Source organism: Suipraeoptans intestinalis, assembly GCF_009696485.1.
Lineage (GTDB): Bacteria > Bacillota > Clostridia > Lachnospirales > Lachnospiraceae > Suipraeoptans > Suipraeoptans intestinalis.
The window spans coordinates 973,370-986,240 of sequence record NZ_VULY01000018.1; the positions used below are offsets into that span (position 1 = coordinate 973,370).

Sequence of the window (12,871 nt, forward strand, 5' to 3'; positions counted from 1 at the left end):
TTTTTCTTTATTTTCCTAATCTAAAAATGTCAAGTGCTCATGGGCACTTTCTTTCTGTCTTTCCCAATCTTCATTACGCATTTGTGCATGTTCCCTTTCCTTTCTTTTTTCTAACTACCTTCCCTGCTTTCTCTAACAAAAATGAAACCGTAAAGCCCTGCCTGAGCCCTACGATTCCATTCTAATAGCCGTTCCTCTATTTTTCTGCGCAGATCTGTCCGATCTCTCTCCATTCTCCTGTCTTTCTCTCAGGAAAAGTCTGAATTTCCCCCGAGCGTTACACGGACACAGCCTCCTGTGCAGCTACCGCCTCTGTCTCTTTCGATCTGCGCCCGGCTTTCGCCAGCCGAATGGCCTCCATGTCTGTTTCACTGTATTCAATTTCGATGTCCGTATGGTGTCCGAATTCACTGCCATACTTTTTCTTATTGGCAACGTAGAATACCAGACCCAGAAACGCCCAGCCTCCTGCCATGCACCATTCCTGGATCGTCAGCGTACTTCCCGATCCCGGTATCAGATACATCAGCACCATGGCTCCTGACATGAGAACAGCCGTATATCCTACAAGCTTGTAATGCTTTACCATATAGGGTCTTGGCATATCCGGAGCCTTTTTTCTCAGGATCAGGAACGAGGCAGACACCATACAATAAGCCAGGCAGCATCCCAGATTTCCCGCGTCGCAGATCCAAACCAGCATCTGCCTGCCTGCCAGCGGCGCAAACATGGAGATGATCCCGATCAGCAGCAATGCATTTACCGGCGTTTTATATTTGGGGTGCAATTTGGCGAAAGCCTTCGGTATCATATTGGAATCCGCCATAGAGTACATGGCTCTGCTTCCGCCTATCATGAAAGAATTCCAGCTGGTAATGATCCCGCACAGGCCTCCGATGATCACCACGTTGGAAACCGCCTTTACTCCAAAAGCTTTTACCATGGCATCTGCCGTTACCAGCCCGCTTCCCGCCATAGAAGCATTGACCTCTGCCGGATCCAGCAGATATCCCACTGCTATGATCACCAAAGAGTAAAATGCGACTGCCAAAACAATCGATAATATCAGGATTTTCCCTATTTTTTTCAAAGAACCCTGAATCTCTTCCGCCGCCTGGGGGATTACGTCAAATCCGATAAAGAAGAACGGCGTCATTACCGCTACATGTAGGATATGGCTGATTACCGATCTGTTTCCACTTCCTGCAAACATCTGTGGCACCAGGTTGCTCGTATCTCCGCGAACTGCCGATGTGGCGATCAGTACGACCCCTACCGTAAAAATAATCGCAGTCAAGATGGTCTGTACATTGGCCGCCGTTTTTGCCCCCAGAATGTTGATAAACATCATAACCGCCGCTGTAACAGAGGCCAGCGCCAGCCAGGTGGCATATACATCAAATCCTGCTACCGTATAAAGATACCCTTTCAGGAAGCCTGGGAAAATATAAGATACGATGGTGGGAAATGCGCAGGCCTCAAAACAAACTACCCCCACATATCCCAGAATGATTCCCCAGGTACAGATGAAAGAACCGGTGGGTCCCATTGCTTTATAACTAAAAACGTGCTCTCCTCCACACTGTGGAAGTGCCGCCGTCAGTTCCGCATAGGTCAGTCCTACAAAGAAGATCATGATCCCTCCAAGGACAAACCCCAGTGCGGCGCCCAAAACGCCTCCTCTGTGGATCCAGTCGCCGGTAGAGATGACCCATCCCCATCCGATCATTGCTCCAAACGCGATCACCAGGATATCCTTCGATGATAATACCTTGTTAAACTCTGACTTCTTTGTTTGTCCGCTCATACAAACGCCTCCTATCCTTTCACACAATACGATCTTCCCGCCACCGGTCTATGGCTAAAAACGGAAGCAGCACCTTTGTTTCCTTCAAGCTGCTGCCCCTGTTTTTCTATTTTTGCCCTTCTTTTCGTTTAAGTGACAACTTTATTATAACTCCATGTTGTCACTTTGTCAAAAGTTCTGTAATTTTTTTTCATTTTGTGGTAAATTATTTCTATACAATATTGGAAATGAGGTGAGATCATGTCTGAATCGAAAGCAAAACACCCAGACAAATACATATATGAATCCAGATATCACCAGATCGCAGTGGAACTGGCGGAAAAAATTGCCGAAGGCTGGTATGCGGTGGGAGAAAAACTGACGGTACGCTCCATGGTAGCCAACACTTTTCATGTATCCCCCGAAACTGCCCGAAAGGCAGTTCAGATCCTTGTAGATATGGGAATCGTCACCAGCCGGCACGGAAGCGGGACCTACGTAGCCTCACGGGAAAAGGCACAGTTGTTTTTTGACCGGTATCAAAGTACGATCTCTATCAGTAAAACCAGGGAGAGTCTTTTGGACACCATCCATGCCCAGAAACTTCACCTGGATAAAATGGTCAATTTGCTGGACGAACTGATCGCCCAGACCCAGAGAGACCACAGTACTGCCTATCTGATCCCCTACGATATGAAGATAGACCAGCAGTGCAACTTCCTTGGCCATTCCATCGGCGAGATCAATATCTGGCAGCAGACGGGTGCAACCATCGTTGCCGTCAAACGCGGAGATTCCATTTATGTTTCTCCCGGCCCTTACGAAAAGATCCAAAACGGCGATGTTCTCCTCTTTGTAGGAGATGAAGGCTCCCGCCAGCGGATGCTCGGATTGTTTAACGTGACGCCGGATCTTTCCACTTAACATACGCCTTTGTTTTCTTGCACGCACGCCCCTATTATCATATATTCCATCAAATGGAGGATACGCCCATGCATCTATCTGATGGTCTGGCCAACCAGATCGTCCACGCAATCCATGAAGTTGTCAAAAGAGATACCAATCTGATCGCTCCTTCCGGGAAGATCATTGCCAGCACCGACCCTGAGCGCATAGGTACCGTTCATGCGGCAGGAGCTTCTGCCATCCACAGGGGACTTCCCGTATTTGTAGATGACGCACATCCTTTTCAGGGATCAAAGCCTGGTATCAATTACCCTATTTTTCTTGATCATGCTCCAATTGCTGCGATTGGGATCACAGGTCCGCCTGAAGAATTGAAATCTTATGGATTTCTCATCACAAAAATCTCTGAAGTTTTTTTCAAAGAACAGCATCTGAGCGAAGAGTTTCTGTCTGAAAGCAGGGCGATCCACTACCTTGTCACCTCGTTGATCTACAACAACATACAGGATCCTTCTCAGCTGCACCTGTTGCTGGACAAATACCGTATTTCCTCAAAAAAACAGTATGCCGTATTTGCTCTCTACATGAACGATATCTCTTTAGAAACGTCTCTTCGGTTTTATTTTCGCGGTTTAGCGTGTCCGCTCTTCCATTATCTGTATCCCAACGAGTGGATCGCAATTTTTGACGAAGCATCCTTTAGAAACTTTATTCCGGGAGATTTTTCTGCCCGTTTCCACGGACAGGTCGTTTCCGGCTTGGGCAGCTTCACTCCTATCCATCAGCTTCATCATTCCTACCGCAGCGCTTCTCTTGCAAGAACCCATGCCGAACGGATCTGTTCTGATTTCTACGACAGCCGCTGCCTGTCTTTAGAATTTGTGCTGGAACATCTCCCTCCTGAAGCCCGGCAGATACTTGCTTCTCAGGTGCTAAAATCGCTCACAGACAAAGAGTGTCATTTGCTGAACTGCTATTTTTCCAACAACCTCTCCCTGACAAAGACTGCCGGACAGCTTCACATTCACAAAAATACCCTGCAGTATCAGCTGAACTGCATTGCCCAGAAAACTTCCTGGAATCCCAGAAAATTTCAGGATGCTGTTTTTCTTCAGCTGGCACTCTGCTGCCTTGAAGCCTAAGGAATTTTCATTGTTTCATGTACCTGTTTTTCGTTTCTTGATACGTTATTTTTTGGTATAAATACTATGGTCTTTTCTTCTGAAAGCCGATATACTGTCTATATTACTTCATAATTATGGAACTATATATGCAGATTATCTATTTAGGAGGACGCCTATGAAAGTTGTTGTTGCAATCGATTCCTTTAAGGGGAGCCTTTCTTCCATGGAGGCCGGCATAGCTGCAAAAGAAGGGATTTTGGCTGCTCATCCCTCTGCACAGGTGGTTGTCAAGCCTCTTGCCGATGGCGGAGAAGGAACCGCCGACGCTTTGATCGCCGGACTCGGCGGGCAGACGATTTCTTTGCGTGTTTCCGATCCTTTAGGAGCCCCGGTTTCCGTACACTACGGCTATTGGCCAGACAGACAGCTGGCTGTTCTGGAAATGGCCAGCGCCGCCGGAATTACTTTGATCCCGGAATCTGAAAAAGATCCTCTGGCAGCCACTACCTACGGAGTCGGAGAGATGATCCGGGATGCCATCCAGCGTGGATGCCGGCATTTCATCATTGGGATCGGCGGAAGTGTTACGAATGACGGTGGTGTCGGCATGCTAAAAGCCCTGGGTTACAGATTTCTTGATCAAAACGGAACTGACGTGGGTATGGGTGGAAGCGCTTTGTCTAAGATCTTCTCCATATCCGCAGCACATGTACTTCCGGAGTTGAAACTCTGCCAGTTTCAGATAGCCTGTGATGTGTCCAATCCCCTTTGTGGTCCCACCGGAGCCACCTACATCTATGGCCCGCAAAAGGGAGTCACAGAAGCATTAAAAGCCCCCTTAGATGCCGCTATGGCACACTACGCCTCTGTCACAGAACAAACAATGCACAACTGTTTTCGTGATACTCCTGGTTCCGGGGCAGCCGGAGGTATGGGCTTTGCATGTTTAAGCTATCTGCAGGCTTCCTTAATTCCCGGAATCCAACTGATCATGGAAGCAACCCATCTTACAGAAGAGCTGAAAACAGCGGATGTTGTCGTTACGGGAGAAGGGCGTCTGGATGCTCAGACAACCATGGGAAAAGCTCCTGTAGGCATCGCCAAACTGGCCAAACAATTTGGCGCCACCGTAATCGCTTTTTCCGGCAGCGCCACAAAAGATGCCACCGCTTGTAATGCAGCGGGCATTGATGCTTTTTTTCCTATTTTGCGCAATGTTGTCACCCTAGAGGAAGCCTTATCTCCCGAGACAGCAAAAGAAAATTTATCTCTGACAGCAGAACAGGTTTTTCGGCTGCTCCAATGTCGGCCTTTACGATGATCTGCTTTCGTCCATTCTGTTTATCCGTATTACAGGGCGATCCGCTTGCAGCGGATCGCTTTTGCGGCAGGAAAATGTGCCACAAGAGTACAGTCCCGGTGAAATACTTTTTTGTTTGACCAAACACATCTTCGTAGGAATAAAAAAAGAGTTGTTCCCCGACAGTATGCCTTCACTCTCCGTCGAAAACAACTCTTTTTTCTTCTCGCCTATTGATTGTATAGATCCAGGTCCAGTTCCTTTTCTTTTGCATTCACGATCACGTTTGTTGCCGCATCCCCTATTACATTCAGCGGCAGTAAAGCCATTTCCACCGGTCTGTTAATAGCAACTACCAGTGCGTATGCAATCATGCAGGCATCTGTTGTCCACCCCATTCCGGAGAGGACTGTCACGATCAGCGTGGTTCCCGCGATCGGAATAGCTGGACACCCCATCGCAGCACAGATCGACAAAAAGGCTACTACTGCCAGATTTGCCGGCGTCACATCAATTCCCGACGCTGTCGCAATAAAAGTCACTGCAAACATGTGCATGATTGTTGTTCCATTCATATTGATCGTCATCCCCGTAGGAAGCACGAAGCTGGTAATTTCCTCCGAACAGCCCAATTCATCCAGATTTGTCCGGGTATTCAGCGGCAGTGTTGCTGCGGAAGAATTGACTGAAAATCCAAACACTCCTACCTTTGCGATCTTTTTGATAAACTGCCATGGATTCAGCCTTGTCGTTACCCAGATTCCCAATGGATACAAGACTATCGTCAGTACAAATAATGTGATCATTGCAGATACAACATAGGAAGCTGCCGGTGCCAGATATTCCACTCCATAGATTGCAAAGGTCCTTGAAATCAGACAGAAGATTGCAACAGGTCCCACCTTATTGATCAAAAATGTCAGATACATCTGTATGATCTCATTTCCGCTTTCCAGTACTGCCTTCAGCGGATCCGCCTTCTTTCCCAGCGCATTCATACTCAGTCCCATAATGATCGCAACCACCACAACCGCCAGAATACTGTTATTGCTGCTGAAAGCGGCTGTGATATTAGACGGAACCGCCTCCACGATGGTCGCCAATGGGTTGAAAGCTGCGATCGTGGCTGCTTCCGTTACTGCTTCTTTGGGAAGCTTAACATCAAAGAAACCGCCGCTTTTTACGAGATATGCCACCGTTCCTCCTAAAAACGCACCGCATGCATAGAATAAAAAGAATCCCAGGAGCGTTCTTCCTGCTATCCTTCCTAATTTGGAAGAACTGGATATGCTGCACATGGCCAAGCTCAATGATACCAGAACTAAAGGTACGATCGCCAGCTGTAATCCTCTCATAAATACCTGTCCCACAATATAAAACAACCCGACTGCTCCAACACCCTGCTCTCCTGTGATATCCTGAAATAGCAGGCGATTGATTCCATCCCAGACGGCTTCTCTTCCCTCCGACAGGAGATAACTTCTTAAGAGCATGAACCCAAGGCCTACCACCAGTCCCCCCGCCAGCGCTATCATCATCTTTCTTACTACCGATGCCGATTGTTTCTCTTCTTTTTTCATCCTTCCGCTTCCTTTCCTGGTTTACTTATTTTTTGAAACACACTGTCTAACTCTCACAAAAAAGGTTAAAAAAAGCACCGGACAAACCAAAGATCGTCTTCTTACGTTATACTCTCTATCTTCTTTGATTCAGCCGATGCCTTGCATCCTGACCTTTTTACATGCTCTGCTATAAAGGTTTGATTTCAATTCCCTCCTGCACAAAGGCCGTTCTGATTTTTTCTACAAACTCCAGCGCTTTTGGACCGTCTCCATGTACACATAGGGTATCGCCCCGGATAGCCAGTTCCTTTCCGCTGATGGAAGTTACCTTCCCCTCCTTCACCATGCGGATACATCTTGCGATCGCAATTTCTTCATCTGTGATCATGGCCCCTTCCATCTTTCTGGGAACCAGGGATAAGTCGTCCATATAGGCCCTATCTGCAAAGATCTCGGATGCCGTCCGAAGTCCTCTGCTCTCTGCAATCTCTCCCAAAACAGCGCCTGCGCAGTAATATATTATAAGTTCCTTGTCAAATTCCAGCACCGCTTCCACGATAGCTGTGGAAATCTCTTCATCATACTGGCACTGGTTTCCCATTGCTCCGTGAGGCGCCACATGGTTGAGCCTCATCCCATAACTTTTTGTAAATGCCGCCAACGCTCCTATTTGGTAGCGAACATAGTTTTTCACTTCCTGAAAGGACAAGACCATCTTCCTTCTTCCAAATCCCATCAGATCCGGATAACCCGGATGTGCCCCTACCATAACACCTCTTTCTTTTGCCATCCGCACAACGGTATCCATGACCACAGGATCGCCCGCATGCCATCCGCATGCCACGTTTGCCGTAGTCACATACTGGATCAGTTTTTCGTCTCCTCCCAATTTATAAGCCCCAAAGCTCTCTCCCATGTCACTGTTTAAATCGATGGTGTACATAGTTCACCTCCTCACTGTCTTTCTGTCCTAAACTACCGCCTACTATGGGTTCACAACATTTTGCGGTGTTCCGTTTTTGAATGCTTTTAAATTTTCCACTGCAATATCCATCAGCCTCTGTCTGGATTCTCTGGGTGCCCAGGAAATATGTGGCGTAATAAAACAGTTCTTTGCCTTTAACAGCACATTGTCTTCCCGAATCGGCTCTGTAGAAACCACGTCAAGCCCCGCTGCATAGACTTTCCCCGATTCCAGCGCAGCCGCCAGATCCTCTTCTACGATCAAAGGTCCTCTGGAATTATTTAAAAGGATAACGCCGTCCTTCATTTTTTGTATATTTTCCTTGTTGATGATTCCTTCTGTTTCCGGGAACAGCGGACAATGCAGCGCTATGACGTCTGACTCTCTTAACAGGGTCTCCCTGTCCACATAGGTTGCTATTTCTCTTCCCGCCTCGCTTTCAAATGCGTCATTTGCGATTACCTGCATTCCAAGTGCCTTCGCAATACGCCCGGTGCTTTGCCCGATTCTTCCAAACCCTATGATCCCCATTGTCTTTCCTGCCAATTCGATCAAGGGATAATCCCAAAAGCACCAGTCTGCACTACGGCTCCACTTTCCATCACGCACCGCCTGAGAATGATGTCCAATATGATGACAGATCTCCAACAGCAGCGCAATGGCGAATTGTCCTACCGCATCTGTTCCATAGGTAGGGATATTAGAAACCGGAATCCCTCCTTCCTTTGCCGCCTCTATGTCCACCACATTGTACCCCGTCGCCAGTACTCCAATAAACCGGATCTGCGGGCATGCCTCCAACACCTTCCTGGTGATAGGTGTTTTGTTGGTATAGACCGCCTGCGCGTCTCCTATACGCTCTATAATCTCCTCTTCTTTTGTCCGATCATATACTTTTACTTCTCCAAAAGCTTCCAGCCCCTCCCAGCTAATATCTCCGGGATTTAATGTATATCCATCCAACACGACAATTTTCATTTCTTTCTACTCCTTTCTGTTTAAATCAGCTTCCAGTTGATTCAACTCCTCAACTTCCCTGATGTACAAGCTTTGTGCCAGTTCGATTCCCACCCTTACGAAACGTACTCTGTTGCCCGGAACACTTTGCACAAGTCTGGGGAGGTCTACGGAAATAACTGTTCCGATCTTTGTATAGCCCCCTGTACTCTGGCGATCTGCTAACATAATAATCGGTTGTCCGTTTGTAGGTACCTGGATAGAGCCAAATGCAATGCCATCTGTGATGATGTTTCCATCCTTTTTATGTCGAAGAGGCTCTTTTCTTTCCAAACGACATCCCATCCTGTCAAACTCGTTGGTAATTACTGCGCTGTACCAAAAAAATTTACGAATCTCTTCTTCCTCAAATTCTGTATCCTGAGAACCGGTAACCACACGTAACACAATCTCCTGTCCCCAATATCTTTCTGGTTTCAAGATTCTCCTGTCCATCTGGTTCAATCGGCTTTTAGGACTCCGGAAGCCGATCCTATCTCCTTTTTCCAGTTTTCGCCCTTTCACTCCACCCAGTTGATTTCGCATTAACGTAGATTTACTTCCCATCACCACCGGTACTTCCAGGCCTCCTGAAACTGCCACATAGGCCCTGCATCCATTGCCTGATGCAAACCCGAAGGAAAGTAAATCTCCCTCTTTTACCTCCAAAGCCCTATACATATCCACCGGGTTTCCATTGATCCTGGGAGACAGATCCCCTCCCGTTATAGCGATTATATTTTCCTGCTCAAATACAAGATCCGCTCCCTGAAAGGTCATTTCCAGCGCCGCTTCCGTTCTGTCATTTCCTGCCAAAATGTTTGCAATATGAAATGCTCTTCTGTCCATAGGACCTGCCGGCGATACTCCAAACTGCTGATATCCAAATCGTCCTTCATCCTGCACCGTCGTCTGGATCCCCGGACTTTCCACCCGTATGCCCATTCCTACACCATCCTTTTTTCATAGGTTCTGACCCGGTAGTTTCCCTTGCAGTCCTGTTCTTTTATTTTCTCATATTCTCTGCGGCTCACCGGAATATATTTCACCCAGTCTCCTGCATGAATTAAAAAAGGATCTTTTCTTCTGTAATCACACAAGGCTACCGGGGTCGCTCCGATCACATTCCAGCCGCACGGCTGGTCAAAGGGAATCATGTTTGACAAATTCTGAGCAGCTACCACGGAATGGCCCGGTATTCTTACACGAGGACTTTCTCTTCTTTTAAAATGAAAAGGTCGTCCAAATCTTGCCATATACGGGTGCCCCGGAGCAAATCCCAACATATAGCAATAATATTCTTCCCCCGAATGAACCTGGATGAACTCCTCTTCTGTCATATCTTCCATTGCCGCACACTCTTCCAGATCTAACGCAAATTCTTTATCGTAGCAAATGGGGATTTCTTTCACCATCTGAACCACTGTCCTGATATTTTCCACACCGGAGAGCCTTTCCCCCACCAGTGCTTTCAACTCCCCGAAACGAATTTGAACCGGGTTGTAATGGATCGTCAGTCCCGCGTAAGTAGGCACCATCTCTAGGATTCCTTCTATCGGCTTTTCTGTCAGTCTCAAAAAGAGCTGCCTTACCTTCTGATTCACTTCCAGGCTGATTTCTTCTCCCAGTTGGACGGATATGGCACAATCTCCCACAATTAAAAATTTTGCTTCCATCCCTCTTCCTCCTCTTTCGGAAGTATTCTTCGATCTCAATTTCTGACTTGAGTATAGCACATCCTGTTTTATTCTAAAAATAAATTATTTATCTATAATATATTAACATTTTTTATTTATCTGTCTTCCATCCCTTTTTCTTTAAATAAAGCTCCATCCGCTTGTCAAGCATTTGCACCGCTTTTAATGTCGCCTCGCTCATATGCTTATGTGTAACCTTATAGGTCACTCTTCTAGGCGGCCGTATTTCATTTGCAATTTTACTCACATGGATCTGCTTCAGTTTCTGAATCCGCTCCACTACCGTTGAGGGCGCAATGGCCCACATGCCTTTTCCTGACAGTAAGTGAAACAACAATTCAAATGTATCCACCTGCATTCTTGGTCTCTCTCCCTTTGTAATCCACTGGTTGTGCCAGATCTGATAATCAGTCTCCCAACTCAAATAGATCTCCCTCTCTTTGTTCAACTCGTCTGTATGGATCTCCTCTTTCTCAATCTCCGGCTGCTCCGACTGAATGATATACATCTCTTCGCTCAGCAGCGGTTCTGCAAGAATATTCTTATAGTGAAGATAATGGTGTACAAATCCAATATCTATCTCGTGTTTTTCCAGATAGTGATAGATCTCGGAAGAATAGTGGGTTTTGATCCGTAAATTTGTCATCCGGTCCGCTTCGTCCAGCATTTCTCTGTATAAATCATACATCATGGCACTATTTAGGGTATCTGTGCAGCCCACTGTCAGGTAATATTTTTCCTGTTTCTCTTTCAAAGACTGTGTTTCCTGCCAGAGATACAGCCACCGTTCTGCAATGGGCACAAATTCCTCTCCGTAGGTAGTCAGTTCTACCTGTTTATACCCTTTTTTTCTGATTAAAAGGCTGACGCCCAGTTCCTCTTCCAGAAGTTTTAATCGATGACTGACTGTCGGCTGGGACACGAAGAGAGTCTCTGCCGTTTTCGTAATATTTTTTGTTTCCACAATCATCAAGAATGTTTCTATTTCCGCCAAATTCATCTTGCACCTCCAAATATAAATTTTATTAATATTATACAATCAAATTATTCATTTCTCAACTTTTTCTCTCTGTGTTATGATGAAATAGATAGATACATTCGTGTAAAGGAGGAAAAATCAATGAACGAAAAACACGGAAAGTTATTTTCGGATGAATATCAAGCCCATTTAAAGGAAAAGTTTTTCCATGCAGACGCAGATCCGGAACATGGAAACCGCCTTTTTTTTGAAAATTCAGGAGGATCTTTACGCCTGAAAAAAGCTGTTGAAAGAAAGGCAGAGGCAGAGGCCTTTCCTGATTGCCCTGAAAGAGTACGTGGTCGAGGATTTGAATTGTCCTCCTATATAACCTGTGGTACACAGGACATTTTAGAAACTGTATTCGGCGCAAAGGATGGAGCTTTAATCACGGAATTATCTGCTTCTCAAACCATGTTTCATGCCGTCGGCACGATCCTGGAAGGAATCGATTGGGGAACCAATGCTGTTACTTCTGCTTTAGAGCATCCCTCTGCTCATGATGCCGTTGAATATTACTGCGCCCGCACTCACAGAGAATTTCGGGTAGTACCTGCCAATCGGATTACCGGAGGGCTGGATGTCGATACCATTTTAAGCCATGTAGACGAGAACACCTGTCTTTTAAGCATCATGGCAGCTTCTAATATTTCCGGAAATGTAATGGATATTAAAGAAATTTCCAGACGTGCCAGAGAAATCAATCCGGATATTTATATCGTGTCCGATGCTGTACAGCATGCTCCGCATGCTCCTATTGATGTAGCAGACTGGAAGGTAGACGTAGCCAATATTGCCCCCTACAAATTTTTTGGTGTGAGGGGCTGCGGATTTGCCTATGTCTCTGATCGTGTTGCAAGTCTTCCTCATCGCAAGCTAATCCATAAGCCTGCTAATGTATGGGCTCTTGGAACTCCCACACCGGGAAATTTTGCTGCGATGACAGCGGTCATCGATTATGTGTGCGACATTGGATCTGATAGCTTCCTCTCTGAGAACACTTCAGTTCCGACAGACCGACGAACACTTTTCGTAAAAGGAATGCACCGCATCCATATGCAGGAACGTGCTCTTCTTTACCGAATGTTGGAAGGCACCGAAAAAACTCCGGGATTACGCCACATTCCAAATGTGGAGGTCTATGTCGATACAGAGGATCTGACTGCCAAGGATCTGATCATTGCCATGGGAATTAAAGGGCTCGACTATTCTCTCTGCTCTCAACTGTATCTGGAACATGGCGTAACTATCTTTGAGCGTCTGAAAAGCAGTCCTTATTCACAGCGGATCATAGAGACATTGGGGTTGGAGGGTGCTCTTCGTGTTTCTCCTTTACATTGCCACGGACGAAGTGATATTGACCGCTTTTTAGAAATCACTTCTACAATTGCCTCTTCCGTCTCTCTTTCCTGATCTTTCCTGTTGTTTGATGGGGGCTGTCATCTGGAGGCACTTTTCGTACGCCCTTTCGTGAAGCACCTCTTTTCCAAATGAAAAATCACTGCCACCGGTTTTGCT

11 protein-coding genes are annotated in these 12,871 nt (G+C 46.4%); 4 read left to right on the top strand and 7 right to left on the bottom strand.

Annotated elements, in window-relative coordinates; genetic code table 11:
* Positions 1–277: 277 nt before the first annotated feature.
* A complete protein-coding gene (locus FYJ34_RS05345; protein ID WP_154476816.1) occupies positions 278–1,807 on the bottom strand; it encodes an APC family permease in 1,530 nt (509 codons plus the stop codon).
* A 240-nt stretch (positions 1,808–2,047) separates the two neighbouring features.
* Here FYJ34_RS05345 and FYJ34_RS05350 point away from each other — a divergent pair, with 240 nt between their 5' ends.
* The 3 genes from FYJ34_RS05350 to FYJ34_RS05360 all read left to right on the top strand — a co-directional run bounded on the left by FYJ34_RS05350 (position 2,048) and on the right by FYJ34_RS05360 (position 5,137).
* Positions 2,048–2,710: a GntR family transcriptional regulator gene (locus tag FYJ34_RS05350; protein WP_154476818.1), complete on the top strand. Its 663-nt coding sequence runs from the start codon at positions 2,048–2,050 to the stop codon at positions 2,708–2,710.
* Between the two features lie 68 nt (positions 2,711–2,778).
* Complete coding sequence (locus FYJ34_RS05355) at positions 2,779–3,834, top strand: CdaR family transcriptional regulator (protein ID WP_173017061.1); 1,056 nt, start codon at positions 2,779–2,781, stop codon at positions 3,832–3,834.
* 157 nt (positions 3,835–3,991) lie between these two features.
* Positions 3,992–5,137 (top strand): glycerate kinase family protein, encoded by a 1,146-nt coding sequence (locus tag FYJ34_RS05360; RefSeq protein WP_154476822.1) that lies wholly within the window; start codon positions 3,992–3,994, stop codon positions 5,135–5,137.
* Between the two features lie 209 nt (positions 5,138–5,346).
* Here the strand turns inward: FYJ34_RS05360 and FYJ34_RS05365 are convergent, their stop codons facing one another.
* From FYJ34_RS05365 to FYJ34_RS05390, 6 genes are all read right to left on the bottom strand, one after another.
* Positions 5,347–6,696 (bottom strand): dicarboxylate/amino acid:cation symporter, encoded by a 1,350-nt coding sequence (locus FYJ34_RS05365; protein WP_154476824.1) that lies wholly within the window; start codon positions 6,694–6,696, stop codon positions 5,347–5,349.
* A gap of 169 nt (positions 6,697–6,865) precedes the next feature.
* Positions 6,866–7,621, bottom strand: coding sequence for a LamB/YcsF family protein (locus FYJ34_RS05370; protein WP_154476826.1), 756 nt, complete (start codon positions 7,619–7,621; stop codon positions 6,866–6,868).
* 42 nt (positions 7,622–7,663) lie between these two features.
* A complete protein-coding gene (locus tag FYJ34_RS05375; RefSeq protein ID WP_154476828.1) occupies positions 7,664–8,620 on the bottom strand; it encodes a D-2-hydroxyacid dehydrogenase in 957 nt (318 codons plus the stop codon).
* 6 nt (positions 8,621–8,626) lie between these two features.
* Entirely contained in the window at positions 8,627–9,583 is a 957-nt protein-coding gene (locus FYJ34_RS05380) for a 5-oxoprolinase subunit C family protein (protein ID WP_154476830.1), read from the bottom strand.
* Between the two features lie 2 nt (positions 9,584–9,585).
* Positions 9,586–10,314 (bottom strand): 5-oxoprolinase subunit B family protein, encoded by a 729-nt coding sequence (locus tag FYJ34_RS05385; protein ID WP_154476832.1) that lies wholly within the window; start codon positions 10,312–10,314, stop codon positions 9,586–9,588.
* 112 nt (positions 10,315–10,426) lie between these two features.
* Complete coding sequence (locus FYJ34_RS05390) at positions 10,427–11,335, bottom strand: LysR family transcriptional regulator (protein ID WP_154476834.1); 909 nt, start codon at positions 11,333–11,335, stop codon at positions 10,427–10,429.
* A 120-nt stretch (positions 11,336–11,455) separates the two neighbouring features.
* Between FYJ34_RS05390 and FYJ34_RS05395 the strand changes: the two genes are divergently transcribed.
* Complete coding sequence (locus FYJ34_RS05395) at positions 11,456–12,766, top strand: aminotransferase class V-fold PLP-dependent enzyme (protein WP_154476836.1); 1,311 nt, start codon at positions 11,456–11,458, stop codon at positions 12,764–12,766.
* The last annotated feature ends 105 nt before the right edge of the window (positions 12,767–12,871 follow it).